15 protein-coding genes are annotated in these 16,030 nt (G+C 57.4%); 5 read left to right on the top strand and 10 right to left on the bottom strand.

Annotated elements, in window-relative coordinates:
* Nucleotides 1-30 precede the first annotated feature (30 nt).
* Both BQ9843_RS06090 and BQ9843_RS06085 read left to right on the top strand, forming a co-directional pair.
* The gene (locus tag BQ9843_RS06090) at nucleotides 31-846 is read left to right on the top strand and encodes an ATP-dependent sacrificial sulfur transferase LarE (protein WP_075844304.1); all 816 of its coding nucleotides are present in this window, start codon (nucleotides 31-33) and stop codon (nucleotides 844-846) included.
* A 47-nt stretch (nucleotides 847-893) separates the two neighbouring features.
* A complete protein-coding gene (locus BQ9843_RS06085) occupies nucleotides 894-1,691 on the top strand; it encodes a DNA/RNA non-specific endonuclease (RefSeq protein WP_075844303.1) in 798 nt (265 codons plus the stop codon).
* Nucleotides 1,692-1,783: 92 nt separating this feature from the next.
* On the opposite strand, the gene BQ9843_RS06080 is transcribed toward BQ9843_RS06085, so the two are convergent.
* From BQ9843_RS06080 to BQ9843_RS06045, 9 genes are all read right to left on the bottom strand, one after another.
* Nucleotides 1,784-3,742, bottom strand: a complete 1,959-nt coding sequence (locus tag BQ9843_RS06080; protein ID WP_195906628.1) for a Spy0128 family protein — start codon at nucleotides 3,740-3,742, stop codon at nucleotides 1,784-1,786.
* A gap of 368 nt (nucleotides 3,743-4,110) precedes the next feature.
* Nucleotides 4,111-4,869, bottom strand: coding sequence for an SDR family NAD(P)-dependent oxidoreductase (locus BQ9843_RS06075; RefSeq protein ID WP_075844301.1), 759 nt, complete (start codon nucleotides 4,867-4,869; stop codon nucleotides 4,111-4,113).
* Nucleotides 4,870-5,130: 261 nt separating this feature from the next.
* Nucleotides 5,131-5,622, bottom strand: coding sequence for a GAF domain-containing protein (locus BQ9843_RS06070; RefSeq protein ID WP_075844300.1), 492 nt, complete (start codon nucleotides 5,620-5,622; stop codon nucleotides 5,131-5,133).
* A 26-nt stretch (nucleotides 5,623-5,648) separates the two neighbouring features.
* On the bottom strand, nucleotides 5,649-5,783 hold the full coding sequence (locus BQ9843_RS08930) for a hypothetical protein (protein WP_268258803.1): 135 nt from the start codon (nucleotides 5,781-5,783) through the stop codon (nucleotides 5,649-5,651).
* A gap of 20 nt (nucleotides 5,784-5,803) precedes the next feature.
* Complete coding sequence (locus tag BQ9843_RS06065) at nucleotides 5,804-6,850, bottom strand: ABC transporter permease (protein WP_022386753.1); 1,047 nt, start codon at nucleotides 6,848-6,850, stop codon at nucleotides 5,804-5,806.
* Nucleotides 6,851-6,881: 31 nt separating this feature from the next.
* Nucleotides 6,882-8,366, bottom strand: a complete 1,485-nt coding sequence (locus BQ9843_RS06060) for a sugar ABC transporter ATP-binding protein (protein WP_075844299.1) — start codon at nucleotides 8,364-8,366, stop codon at nucleotides 6,882-6,884.
* 106 nt (nucleotides 8,367-8,472) lie between these two features.
* On the bottom strand, nucleotides 8,473-9,582 hold the full coding sequence (locus tag BQ9843_RS06055) for a substrate-binding domain-containing protein (protein ID WP_022386751.1): 1,110 nt from the start codon (nucleotides 9,580-9,582) through the stop codon (nucleotides 8,473-8,475).
* Between the two features lie 52 nt (nucleotides 9,583-9,634).
* Complete coding sequence (locus tag BQ9843_RS06050) at nucleotides 9,635-10,555, bottom strand: sugar phosphate isomerase/epimerase family protein (protein WP_075844298.1); 921 nt, start codon at nucleotides 10,553-10,555, stop codon at nucleotides 9,635-9,637.
* Nucleotides 10,556-10,558: 3 nt separating this feature from the next.
* Nucleotides 10,559-11,596, bottom strand: coding sequence for a Gfo/Idh/MocA family protein (locus BQ9843_RS06045; protein ID WP_075844297.1), 1,038 nt, complete (start codon nucleotides 11,594-11,596; stop codon nucleotides 10,559-10,561).
* Between the two features lie 410 nt (nucleotides 11,597-12,006).
* On the opposite strand from BQ9843_RS06045, the gene BQ9843_RS06040 reads away from it, so the two are divergent.
* A complete protein-coding gene (locus BQ9843_RS06040; protein WP_075844296.1) occupies nucleotides 12,007-13,014 on the top strand; it encodes a LacI family DNA-binding transcriptional regulator in 1,008 nt (335 codons plus the stop codon).
* 15 nt (nucleotides 13,015-13,029) lie between these two features.
* Here BQ9843_RS06040 and BQ9843_RS06035 read toward each other — a convergent pair whose 3' ends face one another.
* On the bottom strand, nucleotides 13,030-13,950 hold the full coding sequence (locus BQ9843_RS06035; protein WP_075844295.1) for an ROK family protein: 921 nt from the start codon (nucleotides 13,948-13,950) through the stop codon (nucleotides 13,030-13,032).
* A gap of 262 nt (nucleotides 13,951-14,212) precedes the next feature.
* On the opposite strand from BQ9843_RS06035, the gene BQ9843_RS06030 reads away from it, so the two are divergent.
* Together BQ9843_RS06030 and tsaA are read left to right on the top strand one after the other, a co-directional pair.
* On the top strand, nucleotides 14,213-15,178 hold the full coding sequence (locus tag BQ9843_RS06030) for a hypothetical protein (protein ID WP_075844294.1): 966 nt from the start codon (nucleotides 14,213-14,215) through the stop codon (nucleotides 15,176-15,178).
* Nucleotides 15,179-15,292: 114 nt separating this feature from the next.
* Complete coding sequence (gene tsaA / locus BQ9843_RS06025; protein ID WP_075844293.1) at nucleotides 15,293-16,027, top strand: tRNA (N6-threonylcarbamoyladenosine(37)-N6)-methyltransferase TrmO; 735 nt, start codon at nucleotides 15,293-15,295, stop codon at nucleotides 16,025-16,027.
* Nucleotides 16,028-16,030: the final 3 nt, after the last annotated feature.

Here is a 16,030-nt window from a genome sequence, read left to right as displayed (position 1 = left end):
CCCATCCATCGAGATAACGAAAGCAAAAGCATGAACCAAAAACAGCAAGAAAAGCTCGTGGCACTCGTAGAGCACCTGCGCACTCTGGGAACCATTGCGGTGGGATTCTCGGGTGGCGTGGACAGCACCTTTCTGGCAGCCGTCTGCTCACGTGAGCTGCCGCAGGCAAGCATGCTCATCCATCTCACCACCCCGTTGATTGCCACGCCGGAGCAAGCATCGTTTGAAGCGAACACATTGAGTTTTGGCATTCCCGTCCTCGAGCTGCGCATCGACCCCCTCGACAACCCTAACGTCGCCGCCAATCCGCGCAATCGCTGTTACCACTGCAAGCACGTCGCATTCGAAGCGATTATCCAAGCGGCGCGCGAACATGGCGCCGATACCGTGGTGGATGGCAACAATGCCGACGACGCGACCGACTATCGCCCGGGCATGCGGGCCTGCAAGGAGCTCGGTGTGCGTTCGCCCCTCTTGGAGTGCGGTTGGCGCAAAGACGAAGAGCGTGCGCTGCTGCGCGAATGGGGCTACGGCGTCTGGAACATGCCCGCAGGCGCCTGCCTTGCCACGCGCGTTCCCTGCGAGGAGCCGCTCACGCACGAGAAGCTGCACCTTATCCGCGCATGCGAGGACTGGCTGCACGCCCAAGGATTTCGTCAGATTCGCGCGCGCCTGATCGCTGGCGAGCTGCAAGTCCAGGCCGCACCCGCCGACCTCCGCCGCTTTGAGCAGCAAGCAGGCAATGCGAGCCTCCCCCAAGAAGCCATCGATGCTTTTTACGGCTTTGGCGCAAAGAACATTGACCCCGTAGTCGTCCCCTATATCCACGGCGGCATGAACGGCTAGCGAGCCATGTCTCGGCAAGTTGGTACTATGCCGTAAGGAGGAGCTATATGGGGTATCGTCCGCGACGTAGCAGCCGCAAAAACAATACGACGCTGCGCCTGTCTGCGATTATCGTCACTCTCGTCATTGCGATTGCCACCGGCGGCGTCGGATCTTTTGGCGGATGCGCCCAGCTTGCCCAGCTTCTTCCGGGTGCGCTAACCCAACGCTTCTCCAATGCCGCCTCGGTTTCGACCCTGGGAGATATTCCTGCCTACAGCGGCAGCGCCACCGTCTATATCAATGCGGACACGGCACATCCGCAAGGGGCGCCCGCTTTTACCTTGGAGGAAATCTCCCGGGCACAATCCGGTGCTTTCACCGAGTTCTCTCGGCTCGATTACCTCGGCCGCTGCGGAGCCGCCCTCACCTGCCTGGGACAAGAAACGCTACCCACCCAACCGCGCGGGAGCATCTCGCATGTGTACCCCAGTGGGTGGGATCAGCGCAGCTACGAGTTTATCGACGAAGGCGCTCTCTACAACCGCTGCCACTTGATCGCCTTCTCCCTTTGCGGAGAAAATGACAACGAATGCAACCTCATCACCGGAACACGAGCCATGAATGTCGACGGCATGGAACCGCTCGAAGAGCAAACCGTACGCTACATTGAACGGACGCATAACCACGTGCTTTACCGCGTAACCCCACTTTTCGAAGAGGGTGAGCTCGTTGCACGCGGTGTCCATATGGAAGCCTACTCGCTCGAGGACGATGGAGCCGGCCTGAACTTCAACGTCTATTGCTACAACAACCAGCCGGGCGTCGTTATCGACTACGTCACCGGAGCCAGCCGCGCGGCGTAAGTCGCGTGGGGCGCACAACAAAAAATGCGCCACCCACCGTAGAGGTAGATGGCGCATTTCGAAAGCCGGGAAAACTAAATCCGATCTAAAGATTAGCCGCGGCGACGCATCACAACACCGGCACCGCAGACAGCGGCAGCCGCGAGAGCAAACGCAACGGGAGCGGCAAGCGAAGCGTCGCCCGTCTTCGGGAGACCCTGCTTCGTGGTCTTGCCCGGTTTCTTGGGCTCACTAGGCGTGGTGGGTTCAGCAGGCTTGGTGTAGGTGTTCGTGAACACGAGGGCAGAAGCGAGGTCCTCCACGTCCTTACCGTCGACCTGATAGGTCAGCTTCACGTGATCATCCTCGGGCACGGCGGTAACAACAACCTTCTTGACGGAGGTGTCGTAGGTCACATTGGCCTTATTGCCCTTGACCTCAGCCACGTCGAGCGTGTAGGAGACCTTGTGATTGTCGGTATCCATGATGTCATCGGCCGTGACATCAAAAGCAGACTCGCCAAACGTGAAGAAGCCGTCGGCGGCATTCTTAGCACGGGAGATGACATCGTCGTTCTGCGAAAGCGTGAACTCGAAGTCGCCCTCGGCAAGATCGGCACCCTTGAGCACCTTGGTGCCAGAAATCTCTGCATGGGCGGCGGTTACGCCGTGCGCAGCCTTGAGGGCAACGGGCGTCTCATAGGTGCCAGCCTTGACAGCCTTGACATGCCACGGAGTGTTATCCGTCCAGTGCGCGCACCAGCGAGCACCCTGGGAGTCATCGAACCAACCGTTAATCGCATGATTGCAATCGTCGAGCACCCAATCGTTACCGACATTGCCAAATTCGGTAACGCCAGTGCCGTAGATATCATCGCCTGCATTCTTGGCGTGATTGTTGTAAATAACAACCGACGGATCGAGCTTCATGGTACCCACGTTATAGACACCGCCGCCCATGTCGGCGCCAATGCCGTCCTTGTTGCAGGCGCCGGTGCCATTATTGGTAATGGTTGCAGAGCCAATGGTCAGGTTGCAGACACCTTGCTTAGTGTAAATACCAGAGCCTGCATTTTTTATGATGGTGACGTTTGCGCCCTTCTCAATCGCGCTCTTTATCCTATTTCCCTGAAAGACAATGCCGCCGTTGGTCCCTGCAGAGAATCCCTTTGTACCGTTGCCCTCAACGTCAACCGAGCATGATTTGTCCACGTTAAGAACGCGAGTCCAGATGCCGCTGTACCCATTATTATTCGCATAGAGCTTCGAGTCGTTGCTCATGTCGATGCGCCAGGCGGAAATACCCCAAGTGCCGTTGTTATTGAACGTGACGTCAGACTTGTTCTTGATGGTGAAGTACGTACCGTTCGAGCCGTTGCCCGTGCTGTTAAGAACCTTGACCGTCGACGAATCGATGGTGGCGTAGAACGTGCCCGTAAAGCCAGAGCGGTTGCTGTCAGAGATGTAGGTAGAGTCCGTGATGTTCACGTTATAGCCGCCGTCGCCGCCATCCCATTCAAGGGCGTCCTCGGCGTAGTTCTTGATAGTGAGGTTGGAGCCATTCTTGAGGTTGAGCTTGTTGTTGCTGCCGAAATAAATGGCATGAACGTCACCGGCACCGGTTCCGTCCATGGTGAGCGTAGCGTCGTCAAGCGTAAGGGAGGCATCCTTGCCCGCACTCACAGACATCCAGTTCCACTCAGAGGTATACGGGGTGGAGCCGATGCCGGACATAGTCACGTTAATGTTCTTGAACGTCAGCGCCTTACCCCAAAGAGCAATGCCCTTGTCGGTGAAGTTCAGCGCGAACTTGCCCTCGCCATCGATGGTGAGGTCCTTGCTCAGATTTAGACCGGTAGTCTCGGCATTGCCAAGCAGCGTAACCGTCTGGTTGTTCTCTGCGGCGGCAACAGCCTCATCAAACGTGTTGTACTCAAGCCCAGTCTCGTCAATACGTGCCACGGCAGCGTCGGCATAGGCACTCGGCGCCACAACCAGCGCGCAGACAAGCGCCATGGCGAGCATCGCCAAAAGGCGCGCCGCACGAGCGTGCATACTTCGTTTAAGCTCCATTTTGTCCTCCCCATCAGCATTTCCGGCCGTTCGCCCCAAACAGAAGAACAGCAAACAGCCAGCAATATTCATTGCGATGCTATGAGGTTTTGGGAATCATTTCAAGTGGGGTCGCATATATCGCGGACCTGCAAAAAACATCTCTCGCGAGGTCCCCCCCCGATAAAAACTGATTGCTGAAACTGAATGTAACCGGGAACTACGATTGAATATCAGCCCCTAGCGACATAACAAAACCGCCCGTACGCCATGATGCGCATGGGCGGTTAGCGGCTCGATAGCAACCCCAAAAATGTTGAGCAACATTCTAACAATTTCCGTCAGCAATCTGTCAGAAATGCCATCAAATTCGTAGGGGGAGTTGCACGTTAGAGCATTGCGCCAAAGTCGCTTACGAGAATTTGACCGGTGAGGGCACGAGACTCGTCGCTGGCCAAAAACAGCGCGATATTCGCCACGTCCTCAGGCATGCAGGGCTGAGTCTGCAGGTTGGAATGCGCGGCCATGGCACCCATCATGTCGGGATCCATATCGGCAGCAGTGGTGCCAGCGACCATAGGGGTCACAATGGTGCCCGGGCAAATGGCGTTGCAGCGAATGCCCGTTGCCTGGAAGCGCAGCGCGGTATGCTTGGTCACGCCGATTACCGCGGCCTTGGTAGAAACGTACACCGCGCCGCCGCAGCCCTTCTCGCCGGCGACAGATGCGATGTTCACGATACTCGCGCCCGCTTTCATGCGCTTGGTTGCCGCGCGCATGCAACGCATGGTGCCCTTCTGATTGGTCTCGATAATGCGATCGAGGTCCTCGTCCGTAAAACGGTCGACCGGCTTAAGGCCGCTTTCAAGAATGCCCGCGTTATTAACGAGGATGTCAATCTGGCCAAACTTCTCCTCGGCAGCAGCCATCATACGCTCGGGGTCTTCGGGCTTGGAGATGTCGGTGGGAACAACGAGCGTCTCGCCGCCGGCAGCCTGAATCTCGGCAGAGACCTCTTCGAGCGCAGCCTCGCGGCGCGCGGTCATAACGACCTTTGCGCCCTCGGCAGCAAACAGCTTGGCAATAGCAGCACCCACACCGGAGTTTGCACCGGTAACAACAGCAACCTTGTTATCCAAACGACCCATAATAGCTCCTCTCTTTGTGGCGGCGCCCGGGGTCTATCCAGACGTCGCAGCTAGCAAGCGTCAGCGTAACGTACGGAAGCCTTCGCATGAAAGGCCCATCGGCATGCGGAAATACGTCAAGCGGCAGGCGGCGAGATGCGAGGAGGGCCTGAGGGCGGCGCCTTCCCCGCCAGAGCGGCGACGAAGGGAACAACCCGAAAGTCGACCCTCCGCAAAAGGCGTTTTATATCGCCGGCAAAAGCGCTTTGCTACATAAATCGCTTAGCAAGCATTCCAGCAAATACAGTTCTCTAAAGCGCGGACGAAAGACTCAAGTCCCCGCGCATCATATGCAGAAAACCGGTCAAGCAGAGGACTGTCGATGTCTAGCACGCCCACCACGCGGCCCCCGCAATGAAGCGGCACGACCACCTCGGAACGCGACGCCGCATTGCAGGCGATGTGCCCCGGAAACGCGTGCACGTCGGAGACCAGCTGCGTCTTGTCCTCTGCCGCAGCGGTTCCACACACGCCACGCCCAAAGGGAATGCGCACGCAGGCAACTTTGCCTTGGAAGGGGCCCAGGCGCAGCTCCGGCGTCTTTTGGTCTCGCGTGGATTCGTCCACCACATAGAATCCCGCCCAGTTGATGTTGTCCATAGCCTCGAAAAGACAAGCCGATGCATTGGACAGAACCGGCAGCCAGTGATTGTCGGCTTGAGCCAAAGCCTCAATCTGCCGCACGAGCAGCTCGTAATCTACAGGTATATCCATAATGCCTCCCAGGGCGAAGTGATGATCTATCCCACCCGGCCATTGTAGCCGCCATATGGGAACTCAAGCTCGGGCAAGCGGCACGAGGCTGCCCTGCGCCCAGCGGCAAAGCCCAACAGCAAAACCGCCGCCGGGAAGAACTGCCCGGCGGCGGCTGTCACGACGCTATTGCGCAAGTGCGCTATTTAACCACTTTGCTCTTTCCAAAACGCGCCTTGAGCTGTGGTCCTGCAACCTGGATCAAAATGACCACGATCAAGATCACACCCTTGATGGTATCGTTGATGAGCGAATCCATCTTGAGGGCGATGATGATCTTATCGATCACGGTGTACGACATGGCGCCAAACAGCACGCCCAAGATGCGGCCCTTGCCGCCACTCATGGCAATGCCGCCAAGTACAACGGCCGCGATGGCGTACATCTCGTAGCTTTTGCCCGTGGTGGCGGGGTCGGCGCTTGCGTTCATAGCGATCCACAGAAACGCTCCCAGTCCTACCAAAGCGCCGGCGATCACAAAGACCAAGGTACGCATAGCAGACACGTTGATGCCCGCAAGGTGCGCGGCGCGAGCGTTGGAGCCCACGGCGTAAATCTTCTTGCCAAACTTCGTCGAGGTGCAGATATAGACAAACAGCACCACCATAAGCACCATGATCAGGCCCACGATCGGCATGATTCCGGCAACCTTGCCGTTGCCGAATGCATAAAACGCCCGGTAACTGTCGAGCGCATTGGACATACGGAAAACCGAGCTGCCGTTGCCGATAAGTTCAGCCGGGATATGCTGGCACGCATACTGCGAGAGGGAGCGATAGATAAGCATCGTTGCCAACGTGACGATAAACGACGGCATCTGCACGATGCCTACGAGCACACCGTTGATCAAGCCGCACAGCGCTCCAAAAAGGACAGCAAACAGCAGCGTCAGCGGAATGGAATTGGTCTGATTGAACACCACGACCGAGAAACCGGCCACAAACGCGAGCATCGAGCCCACGGAAAGGTCGATGTCGCCCGTAAGGCACACGATACCCATGCCAATGGCAATCACGCCGATCACGGCGCTGTGACGGAACACGTTCATGGCCGCGCCCAAGGCAAAGCCGCCCGAAACAGATGCGTACACGATGTAGATGACCAAGAACACCAGCACAAAGCTGTAAGTCTTAACAATGTTGAGCAGGCCAGCCGGCGCCGGTTTCTTGTTCACAGCTGCGTCTTTCATAAGATGCACCTCACCATTCCAATCAATAAGCCTATGCAGCGGAGTTCGTCGAATAGAGCATCACCGTCTGCTCGTTAATCTCGTCATGCGCCAACTCTTTGACCACGCGCCCCTCGTAGAGCACATAGCAGACGTCAGCCACTTCGCGCAGCTCGGGAATCTCGAGTGTATTGATAATCACCGTCTTGCCCTTGCGAGCCAGATCCAAAATCAGGTGATAAATCTCGGACTTCGCGCCAACGTCGATACCTTGTGTGGGGTTGTCGAGCAAGAGTACCTGAGCGTCGGTGTTGAGCCATCGGGCCAAAAAGACCTTCTGCTGGTTGCCGCCCGAAAGCGAGTTGATATTATCGGCCGAGGAATTCGCCTTGATGTTGAGCAGCTTGCCGTATTTCTCGAAGCGCTCGTTCTCACGCTTGGTATTGATGGCGAACGAACGGGCAGAAAGCACATGCTCGGACAGATACATGTTCTCGAGCAACGACATGTCCGGAATCACCGAGTTTTCCTTGCGGTCGGCGGGCAGCATCGCTATGCCTGCGCCCATTGCCTCGTGAATCGATCCACCGTGCAGCTTCTTGCCGCACACCTCCACGTTGCCGCCCGAAGGATGGTAGATACCAAAAAGGCCCTGCATCAGCTCGGAGCTGCCGCAGCCCTTAAGACCTGTAAGGCCGATAATCTGCCCGCGACGCGCCGTGAACGTAACGTCTGTAAAGCCCTCGCCGCTAAAATGCTCAACGCGAAGCATCTCCTCGCCCAGCTCGCGCGGCTCGTAGGCGTCGCGATCAGAGAGTGCAGCGCCCACAAGCAGGTTGGTAACCTCGCGAGGGGTGGTGTCGGAGATATTGCCATTCGCGATGAATTTTCCGTTGCGAAGCACCGTATAGGTATCGCAAAGTTCAAAAATCTCGGGCATCTTGTGCGAAATGAAAATGAACGACGTGCCCTTGTCGCGCAGGCCGCGCACGATCTGGAACATGTGCTCCACTTCGTCGGTATTGAGCGAAGCGGTAGGCTCATCCAAAATGAGCAGCTTGGCGTTGCGGAACAGTGCGCGGCTGATCTCGAGCAGCTGCTTTTCACTCGGTTTCAAATCGTCTACCAGTGCATATGGGTCGATGTCCACGCCCAAGCGCTCAAAGAGCTCGGCAGCCTTATTTGCCATGTCGCGCTTTTTGAGCGAACCCCACGGGGTGGTCTCCTCGGCCCCCAAGAAGATGTTTTCGTATGCCAGCAGGTCATTGAACAGATTGAGCTCCTGGTGCACAAAAGCGATGCCTGCGTCCTCGATCTGCTTGATGGAAGAGCCGGTGATGTCCGCACCGTCGAAGGTGACAGTTCCGGCGTCTGCCGTATAGGAACCGGAGAGGATGTTCATCAACGTCGACTTGCCGGCGCCGTTCTCTCCTAGCAATGCGTGAATCTCGCCCACGTTTACATGCAGCTCCACACCCGAAAGCACCGAGACGCCACTAAACGCTTTGTAGATCCCGCTCATGTTCAGGAGTTCCATGAGCATTACCTCCTAACGAATGCGGACGGAGCGCAGCCGCGACTCCGCCCGCATCAAACAGCCAATGCCCCGTCGGCTGGAAGGCTGCGACGGGGCAGGGAAAGGCTTACTTGAAGGACTTGAAGTCCTTGACGTTATCCTTAGTAACGTTCTCGCACTTGATGACGTGATCCTGTGCGACTTCCTTACCGTCAAGATGGTCGACCATATCCTGAATGGCCAGCTGAATCATGGACGGCGAGTAGGTGACGGACATAACGCCGCCAAGGTTCTTGACGATATCCTGGTAGGAGTTACCGCGGATGACCTCGTAGTACTCGTCAAGGCCGCCGCAACCGGTGATGAACGGCTTGGTGGCAAAGATCTTGTCCTTGGTAGCGTCGGAGATGCCGCCGCCGTTGAGGGCCTCGAGGATACCCATGGCAAGCTCGTCGTCCTCGGCGTAGAACCACTTGATCTCGGCGTTGGACTCGTCGCCCATCAGGGACTCGAAGGAAGCCTTGGTGTCGGAGCGGCTCCAGTTCATGGCGCCGGACTTGGTGACAGCATCGTTGACCTGGTCCTCGGTCCACTTGGCGTCGTCGGCGATCTTCTTGCCGTCAAACTCGATCTTACCGGTGAGGTACTCGCCAAAGCCGCTGTCGCGCAGGGTGGTGACGGAGGAGGTGTCGCCCTGGTACACGTACACCTTGTCGCCCGGCTTCATGCCGTTCTCGACAAAGTAGGCAGCAGAGCCGGCGCCGATGCCCTCGTTGTCGCCCTTGACGTTAGAGACGGCGGTATCGGCTACAGCCTCGATAATGCGGTCGAAGGCCACGTACGGAATGCCTGCGTCGACGATAGACTGGATGGCAGACTGCACAGTGTCGTCCATGGGCTGGATAACGATGCCGGCGATTTCATCGGTGTTGCCGGCGAGAATGTCCTCGACCTCTTGGATCTGCTTGGATGCGGAATCGGCGGTCTGCAGCTCAGCCTTGTACACGCCAGCCTTGTTGACCTCCTCGATCTTCTCCTTGGCAAAGGTTGCCACGGAGCCGGTCCAGCCGTGGTCCTCAGACGGGGTGAGGACGTAAATGGTCTTGCCGGAGCCCTTGGCAGCGGAACCAGCAGAGCCCTTGGCGGCATCGTTGCTACCGCACGCGGTCAGGAATGCAGCAAGCACCGCACTGCCGGACCCAACCAAGAACGAACGACGAGACATGTTGGTGTTCATAACGTTTCCCTTCCATAGCTTTCCGCCCTGATGGGCATTACATACTGGCCAGTTAACTTACAAACTGGCGCATGTACCGATAGGATTGTTCGATGCTCGCAAGCACGCGCTCGCGGCTCGACTCAAAAGCGCGATCTTCGACCTCGACGCAAGCGTCACCGTCAAAGCCCGCCTCGGTAAGCGCAGACACGAATGCGCCCCAGTCCACATCGCCCAGACCAGGAATCTTGGGCACCATGATGTCCAACGGGTAGGCCATGGTGCCGTACTCGGCCAAGCGGTCGCGCAGCAACTTGATGTCTTTGAAGTGCACGTGGAAAATCTTGGGCGCAAACGCGCGAATGGCACGATCGCAATCGATCATCTGCCACACAAAGTGGCTCGGATCGATCGCGATGCCCAAATTCGGGCTCGGCACGCGCTCGAACACGCGACGCCAGTTCGCGGGTGACGTCATGATGTTCTGGCCACCGGGCCAGTTGGTCTCGTCAAAGAGCATAGGGCAGTTTTCGATGGCAACGAGAATGCCCTCGTCCTCGGCGACCTTCATGATGGGGTTCCAAACGGCTCCCACCTCGTCGAGGTTTTCCTCGAGTGACTTATTTGTCATGCGCCCGATAAAGCTCGTCACCTTGGGTACGCCGAGCTTCTTGGCGGCGTGGATCACGTTGATCAGATGCTCGTTACAGACACGGCGACGCTCGAGGTCGGCATCCATATTATTGGGGTAATAGGCCAGCGCGCCCATTTGCACGTGATGCTCGGCGGCGTAGTCAAGCAGATGCTGCGCGTATGCGTCGTCTTCAAGCACGCGCTCAGCATCCACATGGGTTACGCCCGCATAGCGACGCTCGGCTTTACCCTGCGGCCACGAGGCGACCTCGATGGTCTCATAGCCAATGCGGCTCACCTCGTCGATCATTTCCTCAAAGGTCCATCCGTCAAAGATGGAGGTAATAATTCCCAGTTTCATGCCCTACCCCTGCTTCACGTTGACGACGGTTCCGGTCTTACTCGACTCGATGCTGCCAAAAACCGCTCGCATGGCGGCCAGGACGCTTTCGCCCGAGATGGCAGGATCGGTATCGTTTTCCAGGCAGTCCACAAAAGCATCGATGATGCCCGATGCGGTCTGGTTATCGTTTGTTTGAATGGCCTCGACGTCGTAGGTCTCATGCTCGCCGCACGCGAGGTCTACGACGATAGAATGAGCCGGATCGTCGTAGATGCGCATGACGCCACGAGTTCCGTAGAGCACTGTCGAGTTGTCCTCGGGACCGTAATACGTCCAGCTCGCCGTCATGGAGCCGATGGCTCCTCCGCTCATGGTGTAAACGCAAATGGCATTGTCGTCCACGCCCACCAGGTTTCCTTGCGGATCGCGCTTATCGAGCGTCGTCACGCGAGCAGTCGTGGATACGACGGTCTGGCCGAGCAGCCATTGGATGAGGTCGGTCTTGTGAACGCCCAGATCTGCCATGGCACCCATCGCGGCGCGCTTAGGGTCAAAGAACCAGCTGCCGGTTCCCGGATCGACACTCCACGTCTCGGGCCCGCCGTGACCAAACGTCGTGCGGAAGGTCAGGACATCGCCGATTTTTCCGGCGTCGAGCAACTCCTTGGCGCGCACGTGAGCGCGAGCGAAACGCTGATTTTGGTCAATCATGAGCTTCTTGCCTGCGGCGCGTGCCTCGGCAACCATCTGCTCGCACTCGTCGATGGTGATAGCCATGGGCTTTTCGCACAGCACGTGCTTGCCTGCCTTAAGGGCAGCGATGGTGGAGGCGGCGTGGTTGGCATTGGCGGTGCATACGCTTACGGCGTCCACGTCGGAAGCCAAAAGCTCTTCGAGCGTTTTGTACGCCACGGCACCGTAGGTTTTCGCGATTTCACAGGCGCGGTCGTAGTTCATGTCGAACACTGCGGTGATCTGCGCATTCGAATTTGCCTCGTATTCGGGCAAATGACGAACCTGAGCGATCTTGCCGCACCCGATAACGCCCACGCGAACCATATTTGCCTCCTTCAGGCCCTAAAGAGGGCTCGATGCGTACCGATGGATCCTTGGAAATGAAAGATTTCTTTCATTTCTTTCATTTTGTGTTTCATCACTTGCATCGTAATGAGATAAAGATGGTTTTGCTTTGGCTATTCCCGTGAGTGGTATTAAACGATACTCAAGTGGTTCTAATGCGCTATATTCCTGCACTTTTCTATTTTTGCACCACAAGTTACCGTAAATCGAAAGAGAAGTGGTATTCAGAGAAGCATACCTTGCTGGCTAAAGCGCTTTATCGCCGGGCACTTCGACCGTATGAAAAGTTTTCAAAACCGTCGAGCGATTCAAACCTACCTTTCGCTTTTTTCAGCCGCATACTGCATGCTGTAAAGCAAACGACCCACTGGAATCGAGAGGGAGGGCCGATGGCCGGAAGCAAGAAAATCACCATCGCACACGTTGCTGAGCATGCAAAGGTTTCGTCTGCCACGGTCTCGCGCGTACTGAGGCATCCGGAGCTGGTGAACCCTTCCACCGTTGCGCGTGTGCGCAAAAGCCTGTCGGAGCTCGGCTATTCCGGAATCGCCGGACAACCCGCGGCGGGAACATCGCGCCGTACCATCGTGGTCAATATTCCCTGGCTCGACAACCCCTTTTACGGCGAGATCATGCGCGGCGTGCGCGTTTCCGCCGAAGCGCACGGTCTGGAAATGCTTATCTCCTGGGGCTCACCCGACAACGTTGAATCATGCAAGCGCTTTTGCTCCATGCTGCAAAACTGCGGAGCAGCGGGCGTTATTATCCTTTGTCCACTTTCCTCAGAGTCGCTCGAGCGTATATCCAGCACCGTCCCTACCGTGCAGTGTTGCGAGTACAACCCCGAAACAAATATCCCCTTCGTGAGCATCGACGACCGCGAAGCAGCGCGCACCGCCGTTGAGCACCTGGTTTCATGCGGATGCAAGAAGCTCTCCATCGTATGCGGGCCGCAAGTTTATAAGTACGCCCGCGGCCGCAAGGAAGGCTTCTTGGAGGTTATCCGCACGCACGACCTTGTCGAGCGTCCCTCTTGGATGCTTCAGATTCCCAACAACAACTTTGGCCTCGCCTATTCCGCCATCTGCCATATGCTGGAATCTCCCAACCGACCCGATGGCGTTTTTGCGTGCTCGGACACGTATGCCGCAGCCGTAATCCGCGCGGCCAAGAAATGCGGTCTCGAGGTCCCACGCGACCTCATGGTTGTTGGTTTTGATAATACCGACACCGCAGCCATGACCACGCCCGCGCTTACCACCATCAGCCAACCGCGTTACGACATGGGCTTTTCGGCCTGCAACCTGCTTATCGAGCGCATGGACGGATCGGACTCCGCAAGCTCGATGCTTCTTGAAACGGAGCTCGTCGTGCGTGAGTCCACAATCCGCAAATAGATTAATGAGCAACGGCTACACAAGCTGCAGGGCCTGATATGCTGCTCCGAGAATGCCGGCTTCGTTGCCCAGCGTTGCGCGACGCAACGTGTAGCAGCCGCGCATAGGAGGAAAGACATATCGGTCGAGCCTCTCGGCAAGGGGAACCATCAATAAATCCCCGGCGCCAGAGAGGCCGCCGCCCACAATCACCTCAGAGGGGTCGACGGTCGCCATGATGCCCGCCAGCGCACGAGCCAGATAATCGACCGTCATATCGCGCGCCGCCGTGGCAGTAGCCCCGCCCTGCTTTACTTCTTCAAAAATCTCTTCGCCCTTGGTGAAGCGACATTCCTCGCCGGCTTTCTCGGCAATCTCATTTGCATTTTTGATAATCCCCGCCGCGGAGGCGTAGCACTCGAGGCAGTTGACGTTGCCGCAGCCGCACACGCGCTCCGAGGGAGCCACGACCGGAATGTGGCCGATCTCTCCACCACAACCATGGTCGCCGCCCACGATCTTGCCATCGATAATGATGCCGCCGCCAACACCGGTGCCCAGCGTGACAAATATGGAATTGCCCGTAACGGAACCTTCTCCGCCCATCCAAACCTCACCGACGGCAGCGGCGTTAGCGTCGTTAATCAATGCCACGGGCAGGCCCGTTCCCTCGCGCAAAATATTGCCGAGCGGCATGTTGCCCCATCCTAAATTGACGGCGCGCACGGCATCCTCGCCATTTACCGGACCGGGAATACCCGCACCGATAGCGACGATAGGCTCGGGGGACGAAGCCAGCTTTTCGTTAATGCTGGAGATCATCTCATCGGGAATGTGGGAACCCGCATCGGCGAGGTTCGTAGGGACAGACCAGCGCTCAATAATGGTCCCTGTCTCGTCGACGATGGCAAACTTCACGGACATGCCGCCCACATCGATGCCGAACACACGCTTCATGGTAGCCACTCCCCTTCGAATCGCCGTGCAAACACGAGCGACAGTCAGTTCCATCCAAATGCATTGTATGCGCGAAAGCAGGACGGTTGACAGCATCCAATTTGTTAACGGCTGAGCGGCGATGACAAAACGATGGGCGGAAAGACCCGGGCGCGAGCACCAGAGCCGGGCAGAAGCGTGGAAAGCGTCCTGACTGGATCTATTCTCCATGCCGCGGGGTATCATTTTGACAACCAACGAACGCGTCTGCAGGAGGTGCATCATGCAGCGAAATCAAATTACGCCGCAAAAAGATGGTCGAGAAGGTATCGAGCCTGTCATCCCTACTGCCGAGGCAATTCCGCAACCCACAATGCAGCTGAGCCTTTCCGATTGGATTTGCGAACGTCGCCCTTTGCAGATCGGCTTTATCGTTCTTTTGATCGTTGCGGCTCTTGTCTCGGAATTTGCTTTGCGCCCGCACTTTGAGCAGGTCGAGACCTGGGGAAGTACCATAGAGGTCATCGACGCCAAGAAGACAAACGTCTTGGCGCTCACGACCTCGTCCCTTGCGCTCTCGGCAGCCATCACCGCCATCCCCGACGACGCCGGCACTCCCGTAGCCGAGCAACTCTCCCAGCTCGCTGGCAACCTGGGCATTGTGCTCGCGGTGCTCTACCTCGAAAAATACCTGCTCACAATCTTGAGCTTCCTCTCATTTGGCGTGCTCATACCCATTGTCTGCGTGCTCTTTGCCATCTCGCTCGGCATTCACGGGCGCTTGAGCACCAGCCGCGTGTTGCGAGTCCTGGGCATGCGTGTGCTCATCGTGGCAGCCATCGCCATCACGGTAGTGCCCGCCAGCGTATGGGTCACGCAGCGTGTCGATGAAACCTACCAGGTGAGCATCGCACAGGAAGAAGCGAAGGCGAAGGCGGAAGCCGAGGAAAAAGCCGCCAAGGAAAGCAAGAGCAAAAGCAAGCAGAAACAGGAAAACAAAAGCTTCCTGGACCAGCTTGTCGATGGCGCAGCGCAGCTTGGTTCAGCTCTTTCGAGCGGCGTTCAGAGCCTGACCGACAGCGTGATCACGCAGGCAACAAACCTGATTGAGGGTGCCATTGTGATGATTGTCACCTCGTGCCTGATTCCGCTTTTAGTGCTCGCCGCCTTCCTTTGGATGGGACACGCGCTGCTGGGCATCGACGTCTCCGCGCCCACCAGCTACCTAGTGCACCGTTTTAAGAAGTAGGATGTCCCAAGGTAAAAGCTACCGCCCAAGCCCGGACGTGCCCACCGCGCGCCCGGGCTCTTTTACGACGAATAGTCCGCTCGATACCGCATGCCGCACGGTACAATCGGTTCCATGAAACCTATCGCGCACATTCATACCGACCTGCCGCAAAAATTTGGCATCCCTCGCAACAGCTTCTTGGCACCACACCTGCAGGGGTCGATTGTTTTTGAACCCGAGTTTGCACTGGATGCAGCCGTGGCGGGACTCGAGAGCTTTAGCCACCTGTGGCTTATCTGGCAGTTTGAAAACGGAACGCCCGGAGGTACTGCCAAAGACATCGCTACCGATAGCGCAACCGCAAACAAGGCAGGCACCAACGACAACTGGTCGGCAACGGTACGGCCGCCACGCTTAGGCGGCACCGAGCGCGTAGGCGTTTTTGCCACGCGCAGCCCCTTTAGGCCCAATCCGATAGGTCTCACCTGCGTGAAAATCGATAGCATCGAGCACAGCGAGACCGGGCCCATCATCCACGTGCTTGGCGCAGACCTGCGCGACGGGACGCCGATTCTCGACATCAAGCCCTACATCCCCTTTGCCGATTGCCACGAGGATGCCAGTGGCGGCTGGATCGAAGACGCCCCGTGGCAGGAGCTGGAAGTCGAGTTTCCTGAAGAGCTGCAACGGCGCGTCGAACCCGAAAAACTCCCGGGACTCGTAGAAGTCCTGCGACAAGACCCGCGCCGCGCCGGCAGCAAGCACGAGCCGGAACGCATCTATCATTTGGCTTACGCCGGATACGACGTGGCGTTTACCGTAGACGGAACGCGTCTTGCGGTGATTGAGATACAGACATCGGCCTAAAGA

It is taken from the genome of Collinsella bouchesdurhonensis (genome assembly GCF_900155365.1).
GTDB classification, from domain to species: Bacteria; Actinomycetota; Coriobacteriia; order Coriobacteriales; family Coriobacteriaceae; genus Collinsella; species Collinsella bouchesdurhonensis.
Note: the sequence above shows the minus strand (reverse complement) of the source record. Positions and strands in the feature narration are given on the sequence as shown.